Here is a 25,713-nt window from a genome sequence, read left to right on the forward strand (position 1 = left end):
CTACTTTTTCAGTAGTCCAGCCCGACGCAGCAACGCTTTTGGGTCTGGTTCACGCCCTCTGAATTTCTTGTAGAGAACCATTGGATGCTCGCTGCCTCCCCTTGAAAGGATATCGTCTTTAAATTTTCCAGCCACTTCGCTGTTGAAAATGCCCTTTTCCTTGAAAAACTCAAATGCATCGGCGTCTAGTACTTCGGCCCATTTGTAGCTATAATAACCTGAAGAGTACCCTCCATTAAAAATATGAGAGAACTGGCAGCTCATATTGGTTTCTTTCACCTGCGGAAGCACCTCCATTTTCTCGAATAGTGTTTTCTCAAACTCCCCAATATTCGTTATGCCCGACGGATCTACACCGTGGTAGGCCATGTCGAGCATGCCGAACGCCACCTGACGGGTTGTTGCATAACCTGCCTGAAAATTAGCGCTGTCTTTCAGCCTTTGCACAAGATCTGCAGGAATAGCTTCGCCGGTTTTGTAATGCCTGGCAAACAGGTCAAGGCAATCTTTTTCAAGTGTCCAGTTTTCCAGAATCTGCGACGGAAGCTCCACAAAATCCCAATAAACATTGGTGCCGCTCAGGCTGCCGTAGTTGCCTTTGGCCAGCATACCATGGAGGGCATGACCAAACTCATGGAACAGCGTCTGCACCTCATTAAACGTCAACAGTGATGGTGTGGACTTGGTTGGCTTAGTGAAGCTACAAACGATGCTGATATGTGGCCGCTTGTCTTCGCCATTCACTTTCTTTTGCTGCCGAAAAACGGTCATCCAGGCACCACCTCTTTTGCCTTCCCTGGGGAAGAAGTCAGCATAGAAAATCGCTACCAGCTCGTTATTGCCATTCCTCACTTCATACACCAGCACTTCCGGGTGGTATCTGTCAATGTCCTTGTTTTCTACGAAATGAATCCCGAAAAGCTTTTCGGCCACTTTAAACACCCCATCGATCACCTTCTCCAGCTGGAAATAGGGCTTGAGTAATTCGTCATCGACCTCATACTTTTCTTTTTTCAGTTTTTCGCTGTAGTAGGCAAAATCCCATCTTTCAATTTTATCAAGCCCGTCCAGCTTTTTGGCATAGGCAGTGAGCTCTTCCACATCTTTGAGAGTAGCCGGCTGGGAAATGGCTAGTATATCGGTGAGAAACTCGTTGACCTTCTCAGGTGTTTCGGCCATGCGCTCTTCAAGCACGAAATGTGCATGGGTGGGGTAGCCGAGCAACTGAGCCCGTTCGAAGCGGAGTTGCACTAGTTTCTTCACCACCTCCTGATTGTCGAACTCATTACCTTTGAAACTCCGTGAGCCATAGGCCATGAACATCTTCTTGCGAAGCTCCCTATTGGCCGAATAGGTCATGAAGGGAATGTAGCTGGGGTATTGAAGTGTAAATATCCACGTACCTTCCCTGTTCTTTTCCTTCGCGGTTTCCGCCGCCGCTTCTTTTACGAAATCGGGAAGTCCATCCAGCTCCTTTTCATCCGTTACTTCCATGCTAAAGGCATTGGTTTCCTTAAGCACATTTTCGCCGTACTGCTGGCCCAGCACTGAAATCTCTTTGTCTATCGTACGTAGCTTCTCTTTTTTATCTGCCGACAAGTTGGCGCCATTCCTAACAAAGCCTTTATAGGTCTTCTCCAGAAGCGTCAGAGACTCCTCATCAAGTTTGGCTTTGTCTGTAGTTTCGTAAACCAGCTTTACTTTTTTGAAAAGCGCTTCATTGAGCATCACATCATTGCTAAACTCGGAAAGCAAAGGCGAAATGTCTTTGGCCAACGCCTGCATCTCGTCGCTTGTTTCAGCCGAGTTCAGGTTGAAGAAAACATTAGATATGAGGTCGACTTTGCTCCCAGAGGCTTCCAGGGCCACAATAGTATTTTCGAAAGTAGGAGGCTCACTGGACTGTGTTAAAAGAGCTATCTCCTCCTTGGCGAGCTTAATACCTTCTGTAAAGGCAGGCAGATAGTGCTCATTCTTAATTTTACTGAAAGGAATGGTATCGAATGGGGTGTTAAAACTTTCTAAAAGAGGGTTTGACATTTATAGTTATTTTTAGTCTTCAGAATTATATCAACAACAAAGAAGTGGCGCCTTTTGGTTTGCCAAATGCTGCTCAAATTTAAAGGCGAATTTAGGAACAAACCCCGTTAAGTCGTCTAATTATCAAAAGATCAATGGTATCCGGGGAGTAATTCTTTGGAACTGCCTATAATTACAAGAAAAACACCTATGAAAAGCCACTCTGTTTCCTGCTTAATCAAATCAATAGTAATAGCGATTCTAGTCACCCCCACGCTTTCAATAACCGTGGTAGGCCAGTCAAAAAAGGCCAAGGAGGAATGGACGACACTCTTCAACGGAAAGGACATTAATGATTGGATTGTCAAAATCCATCACCACGATGTGGACGTAAACTTTGGCAACACATTCAGGGTAGAGGATGGCATCATCAAAGTTCGCTACGATCAATACGGCGACTTCAACGAGCAGTTTGGGCATTTATACTACAAGCAACCGTACTCCTACTATCGCCTTGTGATGGAATACCGGTTTGTTGGCGAATTGCAGCGGGGTGCCCCGGAGTACACGATAAAAAACAGCGGCGTGATGTTCCACTCTCAAGACCCTCGCTCAATGCCGAAAGAGCAAAACTGGCCGATCTCTGTGGAAATGCAGTTCCTCGCAGGCTTGGGCGATGGTAAGCCACGCCCCACGTGCAACATGTGCTCGCCGGGCACTGATGTGGTGTACAATGGCAAGGTTGACCCTAACCACTGTATCAACTCTACTTCAGCTACCTATGAAGGTGACCAATGGGTGCACACGGAGTTAATCGTGATGGGCGACTCTTTGGTCATTCATAAGGTGAATGGCGAAGAAGTGCTGCGTTATTCTAAACCTCAAATGGGCGGAGGCGTCGTTACTGGTTACGATCCAGCTCTTTGGGAGCCAGGTAAGCCATTGACAGAAGGATATATTGCCTTGCAGAGTGAAGGACAGCCGATAGATTTCAAGAATATCGAGCTACTTAACCTGGAAGGTTGCATGGATTCGAAGGCTACCAACTACAAAAGCTATTTCATCAAATCGAACCCTGGCACCTGCACATACAAAAAGTAACTTCTACTGAATGCTGAAAAACAAAAAATCCCCGAATCGCTCCGGGGATTTAACTTTATAGCTGGCATTGGCGCTTAGGCCGATACTATATCAAGGCTTCTCTTGATGAAGGCGGTAAGCTCAGGGCCTGTCAGCAAGTTCTGAGACAACTTGGCCAAATCAAATGCCTGCTTGGCTAGGGCAGTTTTTTCCTCATCTGATGCTGCTTTGAGAATCTTGCCAACCAACGCATGGTTGCCATTTATAGCTACTGAATAAGCGTCAGGCATATTGCCCATCATGGCCATTCCTCCACCCATTGCCGACATGTCCTTCATTCTGCGCATAAACTCCGGCAATGTGATTACCACCGGCATGTCGTCAGTCGACATGGCTTCCACATTTACTGTGAATGCTTTGTTGTTTATCGCCTTATCAAAAAGTTCTTTTACTTCAGTTTGCTCCTTCTCCGAAAGCACCGACTCCTTCTTCTCGTCTTTGTCGATCAATTTGTCCAGGACATCAGCATCCACTCGCTTCCAGTTTACCTTTTCCATCTTCATTTCCATGTGGTTGATGAAGTGGTTGTCGAGCTGGCCGTCCATTTTCAGCACACCATACTCCCGCTTCCGGGCGTTTTCAATGTAGCTGTGCTGCTGTGCCTGTTTTGTTGTGTAAAGGAAAATAGCGTTACCGTCTTTATCGGTTTGATTCGGCTTTACATGCTCTTCGTATTCTTTAAGCGTGTAAAACTTGTCGTCGATGTCCTGCACAAGCGTGTAGTCAAGCGCCTTCTCATAAAACTTCTCTTCACTGATCATTCCGTATTTCACGAAAAGGCCAATGTCGTTCCACTTTTTCTCATACCCTGCTCTGTCTTTCTTGAAGAGGTCGCCAAGCTTATCTGCTACTTTCTTGGTAATGTAAGTGTTGATTTTCTTCACGTTCCCGTCCGACTGAAGGTAGCTCCTCGATACGTTCAATGGAATGTCAGGCGAGTCGATCACGCCGTGAAGAAGCATCAAAAACTCAGGCACTACGTCCTTCACCTCGTCGGTAATGAACACCTGGCGGCTGTATAGCTGAATTTTATTTCTCTGAACATCCAGCTCATTTTTCAGCTTAGGGAAATACAGCACACCAGTAAGGTTGAAAGGATAATCCACGTTCAGGTGAATCCAGAAAAGAGGATCCTCAGCAAATGGATAAAGCTCTTTGTAAAAGTTCAGGTAGTCCTCATCTTTTAACTCACTTGGCTGCTTCGTCCAGATGGGGCTTGGGTTGTTAACCACCTTGTCGTCGAATTCAATTTCGATAGGCAGAAACTTGCAGTATTTATCCAGAATACCCTGAAGTCTGTGCTTTTGCAAAAACTCTTCAGAATCTTCAGCAATGTGAAGCACTATGTCGGTACCCCTGTCTTTTTTCTTAGTCGGAGTAATTTCAAAATCAGTCGACCCATCGCACTCCCAGCGGGCAGCTTCGGCACCTGTCTGATACGATTTCGTGAAGATTTCTACCTTTTTGGCGACCATATAGGAAGAGTAGAAACCAAGGCCGAAATGACCGATGATTTGCTTCTCTTCTCCTTTATCTTTGTATTTCTCAACAAATTCGGCTGCGCCCGAAAAGGCAATTTGGTTGATGTATTTTTTTATTTCATCGGTTGTTAATCCAATGCCTTTGTCACTGATTGTGATTGTTTTCGCTTTCTCATCGATAGACACTTTAATTTTTGTGTCACCAATTTTTCCTTTGTACTCGCCCAGGGCTGCCAGGCGGTTCAGCTTTTGTGTGGCATCCACGGCATTCGATACCAACTCCCTCAAAAAGATCTCGTGATCCGAATAGAGAAATTTCTTGATAATGGGAAAAATATTCTCGGTGTGGATCGAAAGGGTGCCTTTTTCTTCTGTTACCATGTTTGTATTTGTTTGCAAATGATTGGTCAATAAGTGAAGGGTTGGCAAAAGCCGTTCCATAGCCCGATTTTACCCACAAGGCTGTCAGGATGGCAGTAAGAAGTGTCAGGCCAACGGAATTAGCCACCTTCGTCGACCATTTTGTCGATTACTACTGCATTAAAGAATTTTGATTTTATCTGAGCCTGTTGGAGTCACGCACCAGCCTCTCGTCACGCCGGATAAAGCGGTTGGCCATAGAGTTGAGGATGAGGGCCACAGGAAAAAGATAAAAGGCCGCCAGGTAAGCACCTTTTTCGTCTGGAACGATAGTCTTTTCTGCATTCCAGCAAAAGTAGAGAACGAGAAACATTGTGCCACCAATGATGAGGGAGTTCAGGGCGCCGAACTGAATCTGGCGGAGTCTGTTGCCATATTGAAAAATAGAAAAAATGGCCACTCCTGCAGCAATCAGACAAAGAGCGGCTACGTACATGATGTTTTTCTCAGCCAGAATCTCGTCTATCGCTACACCATCGCCCGCATATCTGATATGGGTGATTTCAAGAGCGGTAATGGTCACTATTTCACTTTTTTCGACATCAATTTTTTGCCATAGCGGGAGAAAGACAATGATGACCATGACGATGGCAGCAAGCGCCAGAAATATAGATTGGATTCGCTGAAGCATTGGAAGAATTTTTGGTAAATAAACGCATAAAAGACTTTAGAGAAAACCTTAATCGGCTGAACATGTGAATTATGTTGAATGAATTACCTTTGCCGGGCATGCGGTATTTTATTCAGTTGAGTTACGATGGCACAAAATATAGCGGTTGGCAGACCCAACACAACGCTGTGACTGTGCAGCAGGTTGTTACCCAATGTTTGAGCACGTTACTTGGCACCGAAGTGGAATGTGTCGGCAGTGGGCGAACCGATGCAGGCGTGCATGCCCGGGTGCAGGTGGCGCACGTCGACATGGAACTCAGGCACGAACCTGAGGAATTTCTCTACAGGCTTAATTCCCTGTTGCCTCACGACATTGCCGCTCATTGGGTTAAGCCCGTCCGGTCGGAAGCGCATGCCCGCTTCGACGCTGAGTCACGATCTTACGAATATCACATTCATCAAAAAAAGGATCCCTTCAAAACTAAATACAGCTATCTTTTCAGGCCGGAGCTGGACGTGGATGTCATGAATAAGACGGCGGCGCTGCTGTTGACATGGAAGGACTTTCAGTCGTTTAGCAAAGTGAAGACTGATGTCAAGCATTTTGATTGTGATATTTTCGAAGCTCGCTGGAGAAGAGAGAACGATAGCCTCATATTTTACGTTAGTGCCAATAGATTTTTAAGAGGGATGGTTCGGGCCGTGGTTGGAACGCTGCTGGAGGCAGGACAAGGCAGACTGAGCCAGACTGAATTTAAGGAGATTTTGGAGAGCAGAGACAGGAAGTCGGCGGCTCGCAATGTGCCAGCTGAAGGTCTTTTTCTAACAAACGTTACTTATCCTGAAGAAATTTATATCCTTTCTTGAAATTTGCAGTTAATTACTAACCACGTCCCTAGTCGATAGTTTTGGAAAAGGAAACCGTAAGCGGAAATATCATTGACCTGAAAGTACTCAGGCGACTTTTTGTATTTGCAAAGCCCTACATAGGCAAGTTTTACTTTCTCGTGGTGCTCACCATTCTGCTGGCGTTTTTGTCACCACTTCGCCCTTACCTCATTCAGATTACGATTGATAAGTACGTGGCCATTGGTGATTTCCAGGGGCTGGTGAACATGACCCTTATTTTGGTCGGGGTAATCGTTGCCACTGCTATTGTGCAATACAGCCATACTTACTTGTCGGGTTGGCTGGGCCAGTTCATTATTCGAGACATCAGGATCAAGCTCTTCAAGCACCTCCAAACGCTGAAACTTAAGTTTTTTGACAAAACGCCTATTGGCCGCCTCGTGACCAGAAACGTGTCTGACGTAGAGACTCTGTCCGACGTATTCAGCGAAGGCCTGGCAGCTATTATTGGAGACCTGCTTCAGATCGTCGTCATCTTTGCCATGATGTTTGCGATTAGCTGGAAGCTGACGCTGGTAAGTCTTTCAACCCTGCCACTGCTGATCATCAGCACCTATGTGTTCAAGGAGAAAGTAAAGGTGGCCTTCAATGAGGTGCGTACAGCCGTTTCCAACCTGAACTCTTTTGTACAGGAGCATATCACAGGCATGAACATCGTGCAGATATTCAATAGCGAAGACAGGGAGTACGAAAAATTCAAGGAGATCAACAGGGAACATAAAAAGGCCAATATCAGGTCGGTACTGTATTATTCGATTTATTTCCCGGTGGCTGAGGTTATTCAGGCGGCAGGTATCGGCCTTGTAGTTTGGTACGGTGCCAGAGGTGTTATCGACGATCAAATCACCCTTGGCGTCCTGATCTCATTTATCATGTATATCCAGATGTTTTTCCGCCCCATCAGGATGATTGCTGATCGCTTCAATACATTACAAATGGGTATCGTTAGCTCCAACAGGATTCTGGATTTGCTCGACAGCAAAGAGCACATCGCCAATAACGGTACTTTTGCGCCAACTACTTTAAAGGGCGAGGTGAAGTTTGAACACGTATCGTTTGCCTACATCGACGAAGAATACGTGCTGAAGGATATCAACCTTGAAGTGAATCCTGGAGAAACGCTGGCTTTGGTGGGTGCTACAGGAGCTGGTAAGTCTTCGGTGATTAACCTCCTGAGTAGATTTTATGAAATCAACAAGGGCAGCATCACCATTGATGGGGTGGACGTAAGAGAATATGACCTTGCGTCGCTCAGGCTCAATATCGGCGTAGTGCTTCAGGATGTTTTTCTGTTTTCAGATTCCATTCTTAATAACATCACACTTGGCAATCCGGCGATTCCAAAGTCAAAAGTGATTGAGGCAGCTGAGCTTGTTGGCGCAAGGGAGTTTATAGAGCGGCTGCCAGGCGGCTTCGACTATAATGTGATGGAACGTGGAGCCACACTTTCGGTTGGGCAAAGGCAGCTCATCTCTTTTGTGCGGGCCATGGTGTATGATCCCAAAATCATTGTCCTCGATGAGGCCACTTCATCGGTTGATACGGAGACTGAAGAACTGATTCAGGGAGCCATTGACAAACTAATGAAAGGCAGAACATCCATTGTGATTGCTCACCGTCTCTCGACAATTCAGCGAGCAAACAAAATAGTAGTGCTTGAGAAAGGCGAAATAAAGGAGGAAGGCACCCATGACGAGTTGTTAAGCATGGATGGTTACTATGCTCAGCTGCATAAAATGCAATACAAGGAGGTTGTTTAGTATTGTTTGAAATCGGCCTTTTTTTGATTTCTTTTGATGCCTCAACAGATCAGATCCATGACGATTGACCCAAGGTACAAGTACTACGCTGTTTCAGCTGTCTCTCTGGCAATTATTTCATTCAGCATTTACTTTCTTCTGGGAGGCGCCAAAGAATACGAAGTTCAGGAGTCTGGTGCGGTAAGTTACGACATAGTGGGCACACCTTTCAAAGGTCGCTATGTGGCTGATTCGGCAAGGATGGTTTTTGAGGACATCCGGTCAAAAATTATCAACGAAGACTGGAAGGGGGATTTGGTGGAGCTTACTTATCCACCGGAAGATGGCGATGAAATCAATCAGTTTTTTGGTGTTTTGCTGACAGGCAGGGTAACCCAAATTGAAGGCAACTATCAATTGAAAAAGCTGAGAGCCCCCGGAAGCCTTACGGTGAACCTTTCCATGCACTGGTTGGTGCGGCCCAGTCGGGAAAAAATACAAACCATGATTTTTGACTACGCCCAGGAAAAGGGAATGGCGCTGGAGGATTTCTTTATGCAGCGGTACCTGCCTGACAATTCAGTAACGATTGAGGCGTTTGTCAAGTAAAAAAAGACCTGTCGGCATTCACCAACAGGTCCCTTTTAATATCAATTATTGCATGGCTTATAAGCCAAACTCTTTCTTTACCTTATCAACGTAGTCAAGTTTTTCCCAGGTGAAAAGCTCAACTTCCATTTCTTTTGTTTCGCCAGGTCTGTTAAACTTCTTCTTAACTACTTCATTTTTTCTACCCATGTGGCCGTAAGCTGCTGCTTCCTGGTACATAGGCTGGCGAAGCTTCAATCGCTGTTCGATGATGCCGGGACGCATGTCAAAAATTGCCGATACTTTCTGAGCAATTTCGCCATCTGACAACTTCACTTTTGCGGAGCCATAAGTATCAACAAAAATACCCATGGGCTCTACCACACCGATAGCGTAGGAAACCTGCACAAGAATTTGATCAGCCACACCAGCGGCTACAAGGTTCTTGGCAATATGGCGTGTGGCGTAAGCTGCCGAACGGTCAACTTTGCTCGGGTCTTTACCGGAAAATGCACCACCACCGTGAGCGCCTTTGCCGCCGTAAGTATCAACAATGATTTTTCTTCCGGTCAGGCCAGTGTCACCATGAGGTCCACCAATAACAAATTTGCCAGTTGGGTTTACGTGGTATTTTATCTTATCGTTGAACAACTTTTGAATATGAGCCGGTAGCTGCGCTTTCACCCTTGGAATCAAAACGTTGATGACGTCCTGCTTAATTTTTGCAAGCATCTTTGATTCTTCATCAAAATCGTCGTGCTGCGTCGAAACAACAATGGAGTCAATCCTGATAGGTGTATGGTCATCAGAGTACTCGATTGTCACCTGCGACTTGGCGTCAGGCCTCAGGTACTTGATGGCGCCATTTTCTCTTCTCATTACCGCCAGTTCTCTCAGCAGTCTGTGAGAAAGGTCAAGCGCCAATGGCATATAGCTTGAGGTTTCGTTACTGGCAAAGCCAAACATCATTCCCTGGTCGCCGGCACCTTGCTCCTCTGGTTTGCCACGATCAACGCCTCTGTTAATATCAGGCGATTGCTCATGCACTGCAGAAAGCACCCCGCACGAATTGCCCTCGAACTGATACTCGGATTTGGTATAACCAATGCGGTTGATTACCTCACGGGCAATTGACTGCACATCAATATAAGTGTCTGACTTTACTTCACCAGCTAACACTACCTGACCAGTGGTTACAAGTGTTTCGCAAGCAACTTTCGAATTAGGGTCGAAAGCAAGAAAATGATCGACCAGCGCATCTGAAATTTGATCAGCTACTTTATCAGGGTGCCCTTCCGACACAGATTCCGACGTGAATAGATATGGCATTTGTTTTTCTTTGTTGTCTGATTTTTAAGCGTGCAAATTTAGTGGAGCTTTCCTTATTTAAAAACCTGAGACCCAGGTATTATTTTCCTAGCAGGAAAACAGTTGGTATTTTGTGCAAATTTGGGTGTTTAACCCTCCAGTCAGAAATTTTCTTGGTTTGGATAAACTCTGTCTCTCCTGTTATATCGCTTGCAATGCATAAAAGCGAATTATTCTGACAGGTATTGATCATTACCTCCACTAACTGGTTGTTTCTGTAGGGCGTTTCCATAAAAATTTGTGTTGTACCCTGCTGCACAACCTCTTTCTCCATTTGCCTTATCTTGTCCTGCGCGGCTTTCTTATCGATCGGCAAATATCCGTGGAAGGTAAATGACTGACCAGAAAATCCGGAACCCATTAACGCCAAAAAGATAGACGAAGGACCAACCAGTGGGATTACTTCAACTCCTTTTTTGTGGGCAAGGGCGACTATTTTAGCACCTGGATCGGCTATTCCGGGGCAGCCAGCTTCGGATATAACTCCAGCGCTTTCGCCCGAAATGACTATATCCATGAGCTTTGAAACTTCTGCATCCTTAGTGTCTTTGTTGAGCTCAGCAAAATGCAGCGATTCGATAGGCCTGCCTAAATTCAAGGAGCTGATAAACCTTCTGGAGGTTCTGATGTTCTCAGCGAAGAACCAGTTGAGGGAGGAAATTATTTCTTTAACCTGACCATTTATTATCAGATCAACCCTGTTGTCGGAAAGTGGACTTGGTACGAGGTACAATTTTCCAGCGCTCATGTACTCTGCTACGATAGAAAGGCCATCAATGTCTTAAGAAAGGCTTCAGGCTGCTCGGCATGCACCCAGTGGCCGGCATTTTTTATAGTGACAACCTGGCTGTCAGGAAAAAGCTTCTTAATAATAGGAAGGTCAATGTCCCGAATGTAATTAGAGTTCTCGCCGTCAATGAAAAGGGTGGGAACTGTATTTGGCTCTCCGTCTATTTCCCCCACAATCAGCCCGATATTATTATCGATGGCAGCCACGTTTATTTTCCATTCGAATCCGTCACCGGCTCGGCTAAGGCTTTTAAGCAGAAACTGCCTTTCGCCCACATTCGGAACGTATTTGGCCAGCTGATCATCCGCTTCCTTTCTCGATTCCAAAGAACCGAGGTCAATAGACTTTAGCCCCTCCAGTATTTGATCATGGTGGACTTTGTAACCACGAGGTGAAATGTCTACAATAATCAGCTTCTCAAGTTTGCCCGGATGGCTCAACGCATAGTTCATAGCCACCTTACCACCCATTGAATGCCCAAGAATGATCGGCTGAGCAATATTATTTTCTTTTATAAAGTTACCCAGGTCTTCCGCCATCACATCAAAATTGTGCTCAGGGTCATGGAACGACTGCCCATGGTTTCTCTGATCGACCAGATAAACCTCAAAATGTTCCGACAATGACTTGCCAATGGTCAACCAGTTGTCCGAGGCTCCAAAAAGCCCGTGCAAAATAATAAGTGCTTTTCCCTGGCCGAGTTTTCTAAAGAATAGCTTTTTGTCACTCATAGTTTTAAGTTAACTGGCGCAGATACATTTGGATAGTATTTTCCAGCCCATAGTACAAGGCATCGCAGATCAGGGCATGCCCAATGGACACTTCGTCAATTGCCGGAATTTGCTGCACCAAATAAGCCAGGTTGTGTAAGTCAAGGTCGTGGCCAGCATTAATGCCAAGCCCGGCAGACTTTGCCAGTTGTGATGTTTCGATATATGAAGCGATAGCCCTTTCCCGGTTGCTATGATAATGCGTGGCATATGGCTCGGTGTAGAGCTCTATTCTGTCTGCTCCACTTTTGGCTGCAGCCTCCACCAATTTTACGTCCGGATTGAGGAAAATGGAGACCCTTACGCCAGCAGTGTGGAGTTCTGCTGAGACTTCAGCGAGGAAAACCTGGTGTTTCAAGGTATCCCAACCTGTGTTTGATGTGATCGCTTCCGGCGGATCTGGAACCAAAGTGGCTTGCGCAGGCTTTACCGTTTTTACCAGATCGATAAACCGTCTGTCGGGATACCCTTCAATATTAAATTCAGTGGTCACTACCTTCGAAAGCTCCAGTACGTCGCTATGGCGAATATGCCTTTCATCGGGCCGTGGGTGTACAGTGATTCCCTGTGCGCCGAAGACCTCGCAGTCTTTTGCAACCTTTACCACGTCCGGATTATTTGCTCCTCTGGCATTTCTGAGCGTGGCTACTTTATTTATGTTAACACTGAGCCTGGTCATTCTTATACTGATTTGTATAACTTTGCTGCAAATTAACCAATAACGATTTTAAAAAATTCAGATATGAGCCTTAAAACCCAAATCGACGGAGATATAAAGCAAGCCATGCTAAGCAAAAACTCAGAAAGGCTGAGGGCGCTGAGAGCTATCAAGTCGCTGATTTTGCTGGCGGAGTCTGAAAAGGGTGCCAAAGCAGAGCTTGATCAGGCAGCAGAAATGGCTATTTTGACTAAGGCTGCTAAGCAGAGAAAAGACTCACTGGCCATTTTTGAAGAACAAAACCGACCCGATTTGGCGGAAAAGGAGCAGGCGGAGCTGGATGTTATCAATGAATTTTTGCCAAAGCAGCTTTCAGAAGAGGAAGTGAAGTCGGAGGTTGCAAAAATAATTGCTCAAGTAGGTGCCTCCAGCCCTCAGGACATGGGCAAGGTGATGGGTGCAGCAACGAAAGCATTGGCCGGAAAAGCCGACGGTAAAATGATCTCAACGCTGGTTAAAGAGCTATTAAGCAAGTAAGTCCGTTGAGAGTCATTGACATAGTCATTCTTATTATCCTTGTTCTTGGAGCGTTTCGGGGTTTCCAAAAAGGACTTCTGTTGGAAATTGTCGGCCTGTTTGCCTTCATTTTGGGAATTATTGGCGGGTTTCAATTCACCCCACTTGTGGCAAGTTTCCTCGACGGATACTTTACTAAAGTGCCGGGGCTTGTTCCTGTCATCTCTTTTATTATCGTTTTTGTCGTTATAGTGCTCGTCGTTAACCTAATTGGCCTGGCTCTCAAAAAAACGATTGACTTAACTTTACTCGGGAGCTTCGACGACCTGGCAGGGTCTCTGGCTGGGGTTTTGAAATGGGCTTTAGCCTTAAGCTTCCTGCTTTGGCTGCTGACCTTTTTTGGGTTTCAACTAGCTGATGAATACGTCGAAGGAGCCAAAATTTATCCTTTTGTGGTGAGCCTCGCCCCCTGGATGATCGACACTATTTCTGTAGTGTTGCCGTTTGTCAAGGAGTTTTTCGAAAAGCTGACCCCGGAACAACAGCCTGCAGAGAGGCAAGCCTATATTGTGGCATTAACTCAGCTAAGAATTGTTTAGGCTTGAGCAACACATCAACAAAAAACTTTATCTCAGAACGGATTTTATCTATATTGGGTTAATTCAGTGATCAGAATGAACATAGAACTAAAAACACAGAATAACTATCCGTATATCGACGAGGGCAAGGGCGAAACGCTTTTGCTTCTTCACGGCCTTTTTGGTGCCCTTAGTAACTGGGATAGCGTAGTTCGCCGGTTTTCCAAGACGCACAGAGTCGTCATTCCCATGCTTCCGATTTACGAAATGCCAATTAGAGAAGCTGGGCTCGATGGATTAGTCGAATACCTTGAGGGTTTCGTCGAAATGATGGGACTCAAAGATTTTACCCTGATGGGCAATTCACTTGGAGGCCATATAGCGCTGATATATACCCTTGCAAATAAAAGCAAGGTGAGGAAAATGATACTTACTGGTAGCTCCGGGCTTTTTGAAAATTCAATGGGCGGCTCGTTTCCGAAGAGGGGAAGCTATGAGTACATTAAGGAAAGGGTTGAGTACACTTTTTACGATCCAAAAACAGCCACGCCGGATTATATCGAGGAGGTTTTTGAGACAACTAAAAGCATCCCCAAATGTATGCGCATAGTGGCCATTGCAAAATCTGCTCAGCGCCACAATATGGCCAAAGAAGTACAATCAATTAAAATACCTACCCTTCTGGTGTGGGGGCTTAACGATACTATTACGCCTCCAGAGGTGGCGCATGAATTCAACAGACTGATACCCAATTCAACACTTAGGTTCATCGACAAGTGTTGCCACGCCCCAATGATGGAACACCCTGATAAGTTTAACGATATATTAAGTGAGTTTCTACTAAATGAAGCTGCATGATAGCGAGTGATCTTATCAATTACATGATTCCCCCACTCAAGCTGAGTGACGAAATTCAGAAAGCAATTCTGTGGATGGAAGAGCTCCACTCGACGGAACTTCCTGTTGTTGAGAAGGGAGAATTTCTGGGATTCATCAACGAGGACACGATCCTTGAATTGAATGCGGCCCTGCCAAGAGTAGCAGACTACGATTTACAGGGCGTTAAATGTAAAGTAGATCAATCGCAGCATTATTATGACGTGATAAAGGCCTGCGACAACAATGGATTGTCGCTTGTGGCAGTAACGGACAACGTTGGTACTTACCTTGGTGTAATTACACTGGAGGACGTTATTCAGGCATTTGCCATGACATCTTCGATAAAAAGTCATGGGGGCATTCTTGTGCTTTCAATGAAACAGATAGATTATTCCCTGGCAGAAATTAGTCGGCTCATAGAATCAGACAATGGCAAGATTCTCAGCTCATATCTAACTGACGATCCAAATGATTCTTCAAAAGTGAGCCTTACGATCAAGATCAACCTCGAAGACCTTAGCCGGGTACAAGCAACTTTGGAAAGGTTTGGATATCAAATAGTGGCTAAATTCAATAATGCTCCAGAAGCTGTTGACGAACAGGAAAGAATGGACATTTTAATGAAATACCTGGGCATTTAAAGCCAGCACAATTAGTTAATCCGATATGAGAATAGCCCTCCATGGTCATAAATTCAACAGCGACACCATTCCATTTATTCAGGAGGTTATCTTATTTCTTCAGAAGAAAAATGTTGAGGTAATAGTTTCGCAAATCTTTCGAAAGCATGCTACCAAAGCGGGGTTTGACTTGCCAGGTGGCCCGGACCTCAGCAAAGCAAATCCCGTTGAGTCATTGGATGCTATTATCAGCTTAGGTGGCGACGGGACATTGCTTGAAACTGTCACCTATGTAAAGCATGCAGAAACACCAATTTTGGGAATTAACACCGGCAGATTAGGGTTTCTGGCAAATATCTCAAAGCTGGATATTCAGAATGCTTTGACATCTTTTTTTGAGCAACGCTTTACCTACGACTACAGAACACTTCTGAGACTAGAAACGAACAAGGAAGTATTTGGCGATACAAGTTTTGCTCTGAACGAATTCACAATTACAAAGAAGGATACCTCTTCAATGATCACCGTTAAGTGCTATATTAATGGAGAGTACCTTAATTCGTATTGGGCTGACGGACTGATGGTTTCGACGCCAACAGGATCCACTGGCTATTCACTTAGTTGTGGCGGGCCTGTTATTCTGCCTCATTCAAACAATTTTGTGATAACCCCGGTTAGTCCCCATAACTTGAACGTACGCCCTTTGATTGTCCCTGACGAAAGTGTCATTTCGTTCGTTATAGAAAGCAGGGGGAGAAACTTCCTGGCCTCATTGGATTCACGGTCACATACGGTTGATTCTTCGGTAGAAATGTCGGTTAGGAAGGAGGATTTCAGAGCCAAATTGATCCAGCTCAACGGCTACTCGTTTTTGGATACACTTAGGAATAAACTAAATTGGGGCTTTGATCTTAGAAATTAATTTTAATCCAGCTTTTCTTTTTTCACTACTTTTACAAAAAAATAGAACTCTTCAATGAAGAAGTTTATTCTCATACTTATCATTTTGGTTCCTGCACTGCTTGCAAGTGAAGATGCGTTTGGTCAGTACAAAAGAAGAAGCAAAGCCAAATTGCAAAGAAACAAAGCTATGTCCTCCTACAGAGGTGGCCGGATCAGTGGCGGTGTTTCCCGGTTCAAGAGCTATCACTCCCTTGGCGTGAATTTGAATGCATCAAACTACTTTGGCGATATAGCTCCACTTTCCCGGGCTGTCAGTACAGATATCTCTTTCACCAGACCTGGTTTTGGTATTACCCATACCTACAGGGCCCATAAAATGGCCAGCGTGCGGTCTAGTTTCAACTGGGTAAGATTGAAATCTGATGATTTTGACTCGGCTGATCCTGCGCTAATCGAAAGTCTTCCACGATACACGAGAAATCTTTCCTTCAGAAACGATGTTAAGGAACTGTCAGTAATTCTCGAAATGGACATATTTCCAAACGAAGGTGGTGCAGGGTCAAGGCTACCATTCGCTCCCTACGTATTTGCTGGGGGGGCAGCTTTTCTCCATAACCCCAAAGGACTTGCCCCGGAGCTTGGCAATGATGGCACTCCACTAGCCGAAGCAGGGAAATGGGTTTCTCTAAAAGATTTGGGTACTGAAGGTCAAAATAGCGATCAGTATGATATTGAGCCCTACAAGTCGCTTTCTTATGCTATTCCGTTTGGTATAGGATCAAGATTTAGGCTGCCTGGCCCTTTCGACGCTGCTTTCGAAATAGGGTATCGCCTTCTTTTCTTCGATTATATTGACGATTTGAGTGGCAGATACGTCGATCCTGGAGCTTTTGGTACAAATGAACTTGCCCGCACCATGGCCGACAGGTCTCGTGAAGCAAACTCGGCTTCGGGGCAACCCCGACAGCTGACTTTGATCACCGAAGCCTATGGTGGAACGAGTACTAAGGTTTCTCAAATTGATGGTCAGCCTTACCCAACAATAGCTGGCTGGGGCTTCGAAGACGACATAAGAGGAAATCCCAGCAACAACGACCAATATATTGTCACCCAGATACGTTTAATGTACGTGTTCGGCAAGGTTCGCCGGAGTGCTAAATTCAGATAATATTGGGAAGTTGAAAAAGAGAGTTTACATATCATTAATCACCAGTCTGCTGGTGATTTTTTTTAGCGGCAAGGCCCTTGCTCAATATACAGAGTACGGTGGGGGATTGGGAATGCTTACTTATACCGGAGATCTAAGCCCAAAACTGCGATTGAAAGGCTGGACTCCCGGACTCAACGCATTTTACAGGATGAATGTTAACAACGTCGTTAGTGTAAGGCTTGGGCTGACGGCAGGAAAGATAAAAGGAGACGATCAACGGGCAGTTGATATACTAGGCACCAATAGAGACTACTCATTCGATATCACGTTAATTGAGGGTTCATCTGTGTTTGAGTACTATTTTCTGGACTATAAGCACCCACACACCAACGTTTACTTTTCTCCCTACTTTTTTGCGGGTTTTGGCATTTTCAGAACCTTTGGCTACGATGAGGCAAGAGCAGACTTTAATAAGCTGCAACCAGTTATTCCATTTGGGGTAGGCATTAAGCAGCTGGTGGGAAAAAGATATGCAGTAGGATTAGAATTTGGCTTGAGAAAGACTTTTTTCGACTATTTGGACAGCGTGTCCGATGGTGACATTACATTGAAGAACTACCAGTACGGCAACCCGGAAAGCAAAGACTGGTATTACTTCGCTGGGTTCTCGATTACCTATATTTTGTACGAAATTCCATGCCCTTTCAGGTATGTTCCCAACCGTTATGAGTATAATTGACTCTCCTATTTAGATTTCTCCTTATTTATTTAGCTAAAAATTAGCAACTTTGCGGTTTGCTAGACACTGAGAGACCCTTAGGGCATGAAAGAATTGATTAATTCAGACGCTATTCCCCGCCACATTGCCATCATTATGGATGGCAACGGCAGATGGGCTAAGAAAAGAGGCGCTGCAAGGATATTCGGACATCAGAATGCCATACAGGCAGTGAGAGATGCGGCAGAAGGAAGTGCAGAGCTGGGCGTCGATTATTTAACTTTGTATGCATTTTCAACGGAGAATTGGGCCAGGCCTATTGAGGAAGTAAATGGATTAATGTCATTGTTGGTATCCACCATAAAAAAGGAGCTGCCAACACTACAGAAAAATAATATAAGGCTTAAGTCGATAGGCAACATTCTGAGCCTGCCCAAGGATGCCCAGGACAACCTGGACTATGCCAAGAAGGCGACCCAGTTCAATGATGGATTGACCCTGATACTGGCCTTAAATTACAGCGGTAGGTGGGAAATTACGGAAGCTGTCAAAAAAGTAGCCCAGGATATCGTGGACGGGCACAGAAGCACAGAAGACATTACGGAGGGGCTGCTGGGCGCTTACCTTGACACTAAGGGCATTCCTGACCCGGAATTGTTAATTAGGACTAGTGGGGAAATGCGCATAAGTAATTTTTTACTTTGGCAAGTTGCCTACACCGAGTTGTTTATTACAGAAGTGCTTTGGCCCGACTTCAGAAGAGATCATCTTTATGAGGCTATAGTTGGGTACCAAAGAAGAGAAAGAAGATTTGGAAAAATCAGTGAACAAGTGAATTCCTGAGAATGAAGAAAATTGTAATTGTATTTGCGGCCTCCCTGTTGTGCATTGTCCAAAGTGTGGACGCACAAATCCGCCCGGGACTTCGGAGCACGCCAGCCACGTCTGGCTCTGGTCTTCAGCTTGACTACTCCAACCCAAAGGAGTATGAGATTGGGGGGATAGAAGTGACGGGTTCAGAATACCTGGACAAGAATGCCATCATCTCAATTTCGGGCCTGAGTGTTGGGTCAACGATTAAGGTGCCTGGTGACGCTACCTCCGGTGCCATCAAAAAGCTTTGGAACCAGGGAATTTTGGGAGACGTCTCTCTTTTTGTAAGCAAAATAGAGGGCAACCAAATCTTTTTGACGATTGAGCTGAAGGAAAGACCACGACTGACCAAGTTCACTTTCGAGGGCCTTAACAAAACGCAGAAAAGCGATATCGAAGACGATATTAAACTCATAAAAGGAAGGGTTGTAACCGACGCCGTCATCAAGAACACCGAACTGACGATTCAAAAGTATTTTCAGGGAAAAGGGTATTTGAATGCCGACGTAAAGGTTGTGCAACAAAAAGACACGCTGCTCTCCAACAGCGTCATGCTGAAGATAGTGGTTGACAAAAAGTACAAGGTCAAGGTAAACGACATCAAATTTACAGGCAATGATGTTTTTCTTGACTCCAAGCTAAAGTCAAAAATGAAAAACACGGGAGAGCGGCTTAGGTTCACGCTTATAGAGGACTTGGTTGGTCGTTCTCTTAGAATCTTCCAGCCTAAGGAAATAAAAGAATTTGTTACTTCAACCAAGCCCTTCGGGTGGAGAGAGTTCAGAAGCTACTTGCACGACAACGTTAAAATCAATTTTTTCAAAACCAAGAAGTTTCTTCAGCCAAAATACGAGGAGGACAAAAAGAGCCTTATCACTTATTTTAATTCTCAGGGATACAGGGATGCGGAGATTGTAGCCGACTCAACCGTAAAGAGCGACAAAGGGCTTGATGTCTACATCACGGTAGACCCAGGTCAGAAATACTACTTTGGGGACATCACCTGGTCAGGCAACTACGTATATGACAGTGAAACGCTGGATAAGGTGCTCGGCATTAAGAAGGGCGACGTGTATGACATGGAGCTCATTCAAAAGAAACTGACATTCAACCCGCAGGGTCCGGATATTAGCTCTCTGTATATGGACAATGGCTACCTTTTCTTTAATCCCCAAGCGGTAGAAGTTAGAATAAACGGAGATAGCATCGACGTAGAAATGCGCCTTTCTGAAGGCTCGCAAGCAACGCTTGATAAGATTTATGTGACCGGCAATGACCGGACGAACGACCACGTAATTATTCGTGAGCTGAGAACGCTTCCCGGTCAGAAATTCAGCCGCAACGACGTGATCCGTACGCAAAGGGAGCTTGCACAGCTAGGCTACTTTAATCCGGAAACAGTAACGCCGAACGTGCTCCCTAACATGGCCAAGGAAACTGCCGACATCGAATGGCAGGTAGAGGAGCGCCCAAGTGACCAGATAGAGCTTTCAGGCGGTTGGGGTGGACCAATCGGTTTTGTAGGTACCCTTGGTGTCACGTTCAACAACTTCTCTCTAAGGAAGATACCTTATCCGAAAACATGGAGCCCGCTTCCTGTGGGTGATGGTCAAAAGCTCTCCGTTAGGTTCCAGGCCAACGGAAAAAGATTCCAGACCTATTCAGTTTCGTTCTCTGAGCCATGGCTGGGAGGTCGCAAGCCGAATTCCTTTGGACTTTCGTACAGCTATTCCATTCAGAGGCAATACCTTTACACAACCACTGAGCCCCCAATCGGAACCCTTGGTGTGCAGGGCATTACAGCAAGCTTGGGTCGCCGTGTTACATGGCCTGATGATTACTTCACGGTAAGCAATAGCCTTTCTTATTTGAAGTATGATTTGAATAACTATGGGGCTGGATTCACCAGCACCCAGTCTCTTGGTTTTACCGACGGTGTTGCCAATAGCTTAACTTTCAACACCACCATTGCCAGAAACAGTGTGGATCAGCCGATGTACCCGAGGTCTGGCTCTAACATCTCATTAACTGCATCGTTTACACCACCGTATTCTGCCATCAGAGGTCAGGGGATCTCGGACTTACCCCCTAACGAAAAGTACAAGTGGGTGGAATACCACAAGTGGATGTTCGATTCGTGGTACTATCTCAAGCTGGTGGGTAACCTTGTTTTGGTGAACCGTGTGCACTTTGGTGTTATCGGGTCTTACGACAAAGACAGTCCTGGCACGCCTTTTGAAAGGTTCTCATTGGGAGGTAGTGGTTTGGCAGGACAAAACTTTATTCTCGCCACCGACATTATTGGTTTGAGAGGGTATACAGATAACTCCCTGCGAACCTACGATGAGGTAAACAATATTACGGGTGGTGTGATATATAACAAGTTTGTGTTCGAGTTGAGGTACCCAGTGTCCCTGAGCCCAACTGCCACCATTTACCTGCTTACCTTCGCTGAAGGCGGCAACAACTGGAACGTTTTGAAGGATTATAATCCTTATAACTTATATAAATCGGTAGGAGCAGGCGTTAGAGTATTCATGCCCGCTTTTGGGCTTCTGGGTGTTGATTATGGTTATGGCTTTGACACCATACCAGGCCAAACCTCCAGAAGTGGTGGACAGTTCCACTTCTCCATAGGGCAGCAAATACGCTAACCTCATGTGACTATGAAAAGGACAGTCTTTACGCTATTTATTTTAAGTTTAGGGATAAATACTACCTTTGCCCAAAAATTCGGCTATGTTGACACCGGGTATATCCTGGAGCAAATGCCGGATTACAGGGAAGCCCAGGGAGAAATCGACAAGTTGTCGCTGTCCTGGGAAGAAGAAATAAAGAAAATGTTCCAGGAAGTGGAGCAGATGCAGATTGCCTTCCATGCAGAAGAAGTGCTTCTTACTGAGGAGATGAAGAAGGATAGACGGGCGGAGATCGACCGGAAAATGCAGGAAGTGAAGGAGTATCAGAAGAAAGTGTTTGGCTTTGAAGGTCTTTTTTTCTTAAAGAAGAAGGAGCTGATAAAGCCTGTTCAGGATAAAATATGGGAGGCTGTTGAAAAAATGGCAAAGAACAATCGCCTCGCCATTGTTTTTGATAAATCCGGTGAGTTGGTCATGATCTACACAGATCCGATTCATGATTATACTGACTATGTACTTGAAGAGCTTGGCCTGGCCAACGAAAACGATGTAATTAAAAATTAAAACGTAAAGTCATGAAACTTAGAAGCTTGCTGTTTGGTGTATTTGTACTTTTCGCTGTTTCAGTCACAGCACAGGAACTGAAAGTTGGGTACACCAATGTAGACTATATACTCACCCAAATGCCCGAATCGAAGCAAATCGAGGCCGATCTCAAGGCATATGAAACTCAATTGCAAAACCGCCTTCAGGCGAAAATTCAGGAGTTCCAAACCAAAGGCCAGGCGTTTCAAAGCGGCTACCAGACGATGACCGACATTGAAAGGGCCGACAAACAGGAGGAGCTTCAGAACCTTCAGGCCTCTATCGAAAAATTTCAGCGTGATGCGCAGCAGTCTATGCAGGACAAGGAGCTTCAGTTGCTTCAGCCGGCTTACGACAAAATTCAGAAAGCGATTGACGATGTGGCCAAAGAAAATGGCTTCACTCACGTATTCAGATCAGAAGCGTTGCTTTTTGCCAAGGACAGCGACGAAATCTCCAACATCGTGTTGCAGAAAATGGGGATTACTCCTAAGGCTGCTCCAACTGGAGGAAACTAAGTAGTTCAACATCACATTTAGAGGGCACCTGGGACATAAGTCTCAGGTGTTTTTGTTTCTAAAGACATCCGTGTGGGATTGATAGCCGGTTTAGAAATACTTCTGGAAATAGTTATTTTCGAAGTTCAAAGATGAAAACAATGCATAAGTTAGTCGCAACGCTCTTAATTCTAATTAGCCTGAATACTTCTCTTCTTTCGCAAAGCCAGATAACTGTTGAAGATTTTACTTTGAAGAACACTTTCAACGTGGAGTCGGTCAACAGCGTGAACTGGATGAAGGACGGGCAGTTTTACTCCGCACTGGAGGACAATAAGGTGGTGAAATACGATGTCACTACCGGTCTGACAGTTGAGGAGCTTGTTGATGGAGGTGCACTTTCCCCTTCTCTGAAAATTGACGACTACACATTCAGTGAGGACGAGGCTAAAATATTATTGTTAACTGACAGGCAGTCGGTGTTCAGGAGATCCTACACAGCGGTTTTTTATGTGTATGACATCGCAACGAAGGCTGTTTCAAAACTTTCTGAGGGGCGCCAGGCATACGGCACCTTTTCTCCCGACGGATCCAAAGTTACCTTTGCCCGTGACAACAATCTGTTTTGGAAGGACATTGCCTCAGGCCAGGAGGTGCAGATAACCAGCGATGGCAAACGCAACGCCATCATTAACGGCAGCACCGACTGGGTGTATGAGGAGGAGTTGTACCTGACAAAGGCCTTTGAATGGTCACCCGACGGTCAGCGAATAGCCTACTACAAGTTTGACGAGTCGTTGGTGAAGGAGTACAACATGCAAGTGTGGCATGAGGGACAGCTGTACCCGGAGGACTATCGATACAAGTACCCGAAAGCAGGCGAATCGAATTCGGTGGTTAATATCTTTATTTACGAGGTGGGAGCTAACAGAAACGTTAAAGCCGATATTGGCAGCGAGGCAGACATTTATATCCCCAGAATCAAGTGGCTGAAAGATGCAAAAACCCTTTCGATTCAGCGGCTGAACCGCCTTCAAAACCAGTTGGATATTTTGCACACCGACGCCTCCACCGGGAAATCGACAATCATACTCACCGATAAGTCAGAGACATATATTGATTTCACCTTCTGTGACGACCTCACCTATCTGGAGGATAGCAAAACATTTTTGTTTTCCTCCGAAAAAAATGGCTTCAAACACTTTTATCTGTATAGCCTGAGTGGTGAGCTGGTCCGGCAGATTACTAGTGGCCCATGGGAGGCAGTGTCGCTCGTCGGCGTTGACCAAAGCACCAAAACCCCAGTATTGTTCTATACTTCTACTGAAGAGTCGCCGATGGAAAGAGCTCTTTACAGAATAGATGTAAAAGGGAAAAACAAGGCGAAGTTGAGCCTGGACAAAGGATGGAACAGAGTGGTAATGAGCACCGATACCCGTTTTTATATTAATTACTTCACCAGTGCCACGCAGCCACAGAAAGTTACTTTGCATCAAAGCAAAGGCAACAAATTAGTAAAAGTATTGAAGGACAATGCCGCACTGGTGAAAGCTATTCAAGATCATGGCTTTGCTGATAAAGAGTTTTTCAGTTTCACCACTTCGCAGGGAACCGACTTGAATGGCTATTTTCTGAAGCCCGCTGATTTTGACCCGAATAAAAAGTATCCGGTATTGCTGTACCAATACAGCGGGCCTGGCTCTCAAAACGTAACCAACGCCTGGGGAGGAGGGCACTTTTTTTGGCACCAAATGCTGACTCAAAAGGGCTATGTCGTTGCGGTGGTCGACACCCGGGGAACAGGGGGGCGTGGCGAACAGTTTAAAAAGCTGACTTACAAGCAGCTTGGCAAGTATGAAACGGAGGATCACATAGAAGCGGCCCGTTATTTTAGGAAGCTGCCATTTGTCGACATCTCCCGCATCGGTATTTGGGGCTGGAGCTATGGAGGCTACATGAGCTCACTGGTGTTGTTCAAAGGGGCTGATCTCTTCAAGGCGGCCATTGCGGTGGCGCCTGTGACCACATGGCGATTTTATGACACCATTTATACTGAACGCTACCTCATGCGCCCACAGGACAACGCCGGTGGATATGATGACAACTCGCCTATTACCCATGCCGATAAGCTAAAGGGCAATTTCTTGCTTATACATGGAACGGGCGATGACAATGTTCACTTTCAGAACTCGGTAGCACTACAGGACGCACTTATCAGAGAGGGAAAACAGTTTGAGTCTTTTTATTATCCCGACAAAACGCATGGCATTTCTGGTGGTAAGTACCGGTATCACTTGTACACCATGATGACCAATTTCATTATTGACAACCTATAGCCGACTATGCCCAGAAAACTTCTGTTAATGGTAAACCCGGCCGCCGGGTATGGCAAAGGTGCCAAAATAGTTGGAGAGGTAGAGAAATTCCTGCGAACGAACGACCTGGTCTATGAATCTTTCTTTACTAAGAAAGGCCAGAATGCAAGGGCAATCGTGAAGAAGAGATTGGACGAAAGCTTTACTGACCTTTTGGTTATCGGCGGAGACGGAACGCTCAACGATGCGATAAACGGCATTGGCGAGAATAGGAAGGTCGTTGTAAATGTAATTTCTACCGGCACAGGCAACGACTTTATTAAGTCGGTAAATGTTGGGAGCAATCTCATCCAGCAGTTGGATACCCTTCTTCATGGAGTAGAGAAAACCATCGATTTGGGCGTTTGCAACGAACGGCTGTTTCACAACGGGGTTGGAATAGGGTTCGATGGTCAGATTGTAGCTGATATGAAGCAAAAGAAAAGGCCGTTACTTCTCTGGGGCTACGGGGCCTACTTGTACAGGGTGCTCAGAATCTTAAGCTCATACCAGGAGAAGCAGCTATCATTCAGCATCGATGGTAAGAAATACACCAAAAAAGTTCTTTTGCTCACGGTGGCCAATGGAACCACTTTTGGCGGTGGCTTTGTGCTAACTCCGGATGCCAAAGTGGATGATGGCTTGCTGGATGTGTGCCTTATTGAAAGAATTCTCCCCTGGAACAGGTTCCTTAGCCTGAGCAAGCTTGGGGCCGGAAGGCACGGCAAACTAGAGGAAGTAAGCTTCTTTAAAGCCAGTCACGTAAGCATAGAGGCTGACAAAAAGCAATGGATGCATATCGACGGGGAGCTTTTGGGCCACCCACCTTTTGAAATCAACATTCATAAGAAGGCATTAAAAGTGAGAGTCAGGGCTTCCGCTTGACGATAGGCTTTTGTTTTTTGGA

Annotated in this window: 24 protein-coding genes; 17 read left to right on the plus strand and 7 right to left on the minus strand. The window is 45.4% G+C overall.

The window, feature by feature from the left end; translation table 11 throughout:
* On the minus strand, positions 1 to 2,040 hold the full coding sequence (locus GC130_RS08095) for a M3 family metallopeptidase (protein ID WP_151997771.1): 2,040 nt from the start codon (positions 2,038 to 2,040) through the stop codon (positions 1 to 3).
* Between the two features lie 189 nt (positions 2,041 to 2,229).
* On the opposite strand from GC130_RS08095, the gene GC130_RS08100 reads away from it, so the two are divergent.
* Positions 2,230 to 3,120 (plus strand): DUF1080 domain-containing protein, encoded by an 891-nt coding sequence (locus GC130_RS08100; protein ID WP_151997772.1) that lies wholly within the window; start codon positions 2,230 to 2,232, stop codon positions 3,118 to 3,120.
* Positions 3,121 to 3,194: 74 nt separating this feature from the next.
* On the opposite strand, the gene htpG is transcribed toward GC130_RS08100, so the two are convergent.
* Entirely contained in the window at positions 3,195 to 5,021 is a 1,827-nt protein-coding gene (gene htpG / locus GC130_RS08105; RefSeq protein ID WP_151997773.1) for a molecular chaperone HtpG, read from the minus strand.
* Between the two features lie 175 nt (positions 5,022 to 5,196).
* Complete coding sequence (locus tag GC130_RS08110) at positions 5,197 to 5,691, minus strand: DUF4293 domain-containing protein (protein WP_151997774.1); 495 nt, start codon at positions 5,689 to 5,691, stop codon at positions 5,197 to 5,199.
* A 71-nt stretch (positions 5,692 to 5,762) separates the two neighbouring features.
* Here GC130_RS08110 and truA point away from each other — a divergent pair, with 71 nt between their 5' ends.
* Genes truA through GC130_RS08125 form a run of 3 tightly spaced genes read left to right on the plus strand, consistent with a single transcriptional unit; the run spans position 5,763 to position 8,929 of the window.
* Complete coding sequence (gene truA / locus GC130_RS08115) at positions 5,763 to 6,539, plus strand: tRNA pseudouridine(38-40) synthase TruA (RefSeq protein ID WP_226940408.1); 777 nt, start codon at positions 5,763 to 5,765, stop codon at positions 6,537 to 6,539.
* Between the two features lie 35 nt (positions 6,540 to 6,574).
* Positions 6,575 to 8,341: an ABC transporter ATP-binding protein gene (locus tag GC130_RS08120; RefSeq protein WP_151997775.1), complete on the plus strand. Its 1,767-nt coding sequence runs from the start codon at positions 6,575 to 6,577 to the stop codon at positions 8,339 to 8,341.
* 57 nt (positions 8,342 to 8,398) lie between these two features.
* Entirely contained in the window at positions 8,399 to 8,929 is a 531-nt protein-coding gene (locus GC130_RS08125; RefSeq protein WP_151997776.1) for a hypothetical protein, read from the plus strand.
* Between the two features lie 57 nt (positions 8,930 to 8,986).
* Here the strand turns inward: GC130_RS08125 and metK are convergent, their stop codons facing one another.
* From metK to GC130_RS08145, 4 genes are all read right to left on the minus strand, one after another.
* A complete protein-coding gene (gene metK, locus GC130_RS08130; protein WP_151997777.1) occupies positions 8,987 to 10,237 on the minus strand; it encodes a methionine adenosyltransferase in 1,251 nt (416 codons plus the stop codon).
* 79 nt (positions 10,238 to 10,316) lie between these two features.
* Complete coding sequence (locus GC130_RS08135) at positions 10,317 to 11,024, minus strand: SAM-dependent methyltransferase (RefSeq protein WP_151997778.1); 708 nt, start codon at positions 11,022 to 11,024, stop codon at positions 10,317 to 10,319.
* Positions 11,025 to 11,032: 8 nt separating this feature from the next.
* Complete coding sequence (locus GC130_RS08140) at positions 11,033 to 11,797, minus strand: alpha/beta fold hydrolase (protein ID WP_151997779.1); 765 nt, start codon at positions 11,795 to 11,797, stop codon at positions 11,033 to 11,035.
* Positions 11,798 to 11,801: 4 nt separating this feature from the next.
* Positions 11,802 to 12,515, minus strand: a complete 714-nt coding sequence (locus tag GC130_RS08145) for a pyridoxine 5'-phosphate synthase (protein ID WP_151997780.1) — start codon at positions 12,513 to 12,515, stop codon at positions 11,802 to 11,804.
* Between the two features lie 63 nt (positions 12,516 to 12,578).
* Here GC130_RS08145 and GC130_RS08150 point away from each other — a divergent pair, with 63 nt between their 5' ends.
* The 13 genes from GC130_RS08150 to GC130_RS08210 all read left to right on the plus strand — a co-directional run bounded on the left by GC130_RS08150 (position 12,579) and on the right by GC130_RS08210 (position 25,691).
* The gene (locus GC130_RS08150; protein WP_151997781.1) at positions 12,579 to 13,031 is read left to right on the plus strand and encodes a GatB/YqeY domain-containing protein; all 453 of its coding nucleotides are present in this window, start codon (positions 12,579 to 12,581) and stop codon (positions 13,029 to 13,031) included.
* Between the two features lie 5 nt (positions 13,032 to 13,036).
* The gene (locus tag GC130_RS08155) at positions 13,037 to 13,609 is read left to right on the plus strand and encodes a CvpA family protein (RefSeq protein ID WP_193217808.1); all 573 of its coding nucleotides are present in this window, start codon (positions 13,037 to 13,039) and stop codon (positions 13,607 to 13,609) included.
* 75 nt (positions 13,610 to 13,684) lie between these two features.
* Positions 13,685 to 14,446 (plus strand): alpha/beta fold hydrolase, encoded by a 762-nt coding sequence (locus tag GC130_RS08160; protein ID WP_151997783.1) that lies wholly within the window; start codon positions 13,685 to 13,687, stop codon positions 14,444 to 14,446.
* Positions 14,443 to 15,108, plus strand: a complete 666-nt coding sequence (locus tag GC130_RS08165) for a cbs domain containing protein (RefSeq protein WP_226940409.1) — start codon at positions 14,443 to 14,445, stop codon at positions 15,106 to 15,108. Before GC130_RS08160 ends, GC130_RS08165 begins: the two co-directional genes overlap by 4 nt.
* A gap of 25 nt (positions 15,109 to 15,133) precedes the next feature.
* The gene (locus tag GC130_RS08170) at positions 15,134 to 16,009 is read left to right on the plus strand and encodes an NAD kinase (RefSeq protein WP_151997784.1); all 876 of its coding nucleotides are present in this window, start codon (positions 15,134 to 15,136) and stop codon (positions 16,007 to 16,009) included.
* A 54-nt stretch (positions 16,010 to 16,063) separates the two neighbouring features.
* The gene (locus GC130_RS08175) at positions 16,064 to 17,158 is read left to right on the plus strand and encodes a DUF6089 family protein (protein ID WP_151997785.1); all 1,095 of its coding nucleotides are present in this window, start codon (positions 16,064 to 16,066) and stop codon (positions 17,156 to 17,158) included.
* 10 nt (positions 17,159 to 17,168) lie between these two features.
* A complete protein-coding gene (locus GC130_RS08180; protein WP_151997786.1) occupies positions 17,169 to 17,879 on the plus strand; it encodes a DUF6089 family protein in 711 nt (236 codons plus the stop codon).
* An 84-nt stretch (positions 17,880 to 17,963) separates the two neighbouring features.
* Entirely contained in the window at positions 17,964 to 18,701 is a 738-nt protein-coding gene (locus GC130_RS08185; protein WP_151997787.1) for an isoprenyl transferase, read from the plus strand.
* 2 nt (positions 18,702 to 18,703) lie between these two features.
* Entirely contained in the window at positions 18,704 to 21,385 is a 2,682-nt protein-coding gene (locus GC130_RS08190) for an outer membrane protein assembly factor (protein WP_151997788.1), read from the plus strand.
* A gap of 12 nt (positions 21,386 to 21,397) precedes the next feature.
* Positions 21,398 to 21,934: an OmpH family outer membrane protein gene (locus GC130_RS08195; protein ID WP_151997789.1), complete on the plus strand. Its 537-nt coding sequence runs from the start codon at positions 21,398 to 21,400 to the stop codon at positions 21,932 to 21,934.
* A gap of 11 nt (positions 21,935 to 21,945) precedes the next feature.
* Positions 21,946 to 22,473: an OmpH family outer membrane protein gene (locus GC130_RS08200; protein WP_151997790.1), complete on the plus strand. Its 528-nt coding sequence runs from the start codon at positions 21,946 to 21,948 to the stop codon at positions 22,471 to 22,473.
* A gap of 140 nt (positions 22,474 to 22,613) precedes the next feature.
* On the plus strand, positions 22,614 to 24,788 hold the full coding sequence (locus GC130_RS08205; protein ID WP_151997791.1) for a S9 family peptidase: 2,175 nt from the start codon (positions 22,614 to 22,616) through the stop codon (positions 24,786 to 24,788).
* 6 nt (positions 24,789 to 24,794) lie between these two features.
* Complete coding sequence (locus GC130_RS08210) at positions 24,795 to 25,691, plus strand: diacylglycerol kinase family protein (RefSeq protein ID WP_151997792.1); 897 nt, start codon at positions 24,795 to 24,797, stop codon at positions 25,689 to 25,691.
* Positions 25,692 to 25,713 lie beyond the last annotated feature (22 nt).

It is taken from the genome of Imperialibacter sp. EC-SDR9 (assembly GCF_902498805.1).
In the GTDB taxonomy this organism is placed as follows: Bacteria; Bacteroidota; Bacteroidia; order Cytophagales; family Cyclobacteriaceae; genus Imperialibacter.

Bases quoted from the DNA above. Each gene is read 5' to 3' on its own strand.
- GC130_RS08185 (WP_151997787.1), top strand. From the start codon at position 17,964: ATGAAAGAATTGATTAATTCAGACGCTATTCCCCGCCACATTGCCATC.
- htpG (WP_151997773.1), bottom strand. From the start codon at position 5,021: ATGGTAACAGAAGAAAAAGGCACCCTTTCGATCCACACCGAGAATATT.
- GC130_RS08145 (WP_151997780.1), bottom strand. From the start codon at position 12,515: ATGACCAGGCTCAGTGTTAACATAAATAAAGTAGCCACGCTCAGAAAT.
- metK (WP_151997777.1), bottom strand. From the start codon at position 10,237: ATGCCATATCTATTCACGTCGGAATCTGTGTCGGAAGGGCACCCTGAT.
- GC130_RS08195 (WP_151997789.1), top strand. From the start codon at position 21,398: ATGAAAAGGACAGTCTTTACGCTATTTATTTTAAGTTTAGGGATAAAT.
- GC130_RS08160 (WP_151997783.1), top strand. From the start codon at position 13,685: ATGAACATAGAACTAAAAACACAGAATAACTATCCGTATATCGACGAG.
- GC130_RS08210 (WP_151997792.1), top strand. From the start codon at position 24,795: ATGCCCAGAAAACTTCTGTTAATGGTAAACCCGGCCGCCGGGTATGGC.
- truA (WP_226940408.1), top strand. From the start codon at position 5,763: ATGTTGAATGAATTACCTTTGCCGGGCATGCGGTATTTTATTCAGTTG.
- GC130_RS08190 (WP_151997788.1), top strand. From the start codon at position 18,704: ATGAAGAAAATTGTAATTGTATTTGCGGCCTCCCTGTTGTGCATTGTC.
- GC130_RS08140 (WP_151997779.1), bottom strand. From the start codon at position 11,797: ATGAGTGACAAAAAGCTATTCTTTAGAAAACTCGGCCAGGGAAAAGCA.
- GC130_RS08165 (WP_226940409.1), top strand. From the start codon at position 14,443: ATGATAGCGAGTGATCTTATCAATTACATGATTCCCCCACTCAAGCTG.
- GC130_RS08205 (WP_151997791.1), top strand. From the start codon at position 22,614: ATGCATAAGTTAGTCGCAACGCTCTTAATTCTAATTAGCCTGAATACT.
- GC130_RS08095 (WP_151997771.1), bottom strand. From the start codon at position 2,040: ATGTCAAACCCTCTTTTAGAAAGTTTTAACACCCCATTCGATACCATT.
- GC130_RS08170 (WP_151997784.1), top strand. From the start codon at position 15,134: ATGAGAATAGCCCTCCATGGTCATAAATTCAACAGCGACACCATTCCA.
- GC130_RS08135 (WP_151997778.1), bottom strand. From the start codon at position 11,024: ATGAGCGCTGGAAAATTGTACCTCGTACCAAGTCCACTTTCCGACAAC.
- GC130_RS08175 (WP_151997785.1), top strand. From the start codon at position 16,064: ATGAAGAAGTTTATTCTCATACTTATCATTTTGGTTCCTGCACTGCTT.
- GC130_RS08200 (WP_151997790.1), top strand. From the start codon at position 21,946: ATGAAACTTAGAAGCTTGCTGTTTGGTGTATTTGTACTTTTCGCTGTT.
- GC130_RS08125 (WP_151997776.1), top strand. From the start codon at position 8,399: ATGACGATTGACCCAAGGTACAAGTACTACGCTGTTTCAGCTGTCTCT.
- GC130_RS08110 (WP_151997774.1), bottom strand. From the start codon at position 5,691: ATGCTTCAGCGAATCCAATCTATATTTCTGGCGCTTGCTGCCATCGTC.
- GC130_RS08100 (WP_151997772.1), top strand. From the start codon at position 2,230: ATGAAAAGCCACTCTGTTTCCTGCTTAATCAAATCAATAGTAATAGCG.
- GC130_RS08150 (WP_151997781.1), top strand. From the start codon at position 12,579: ATGAGCCTTAAAACCCAAATCGACGGAGATATAAAGCAAGCCATGCTA.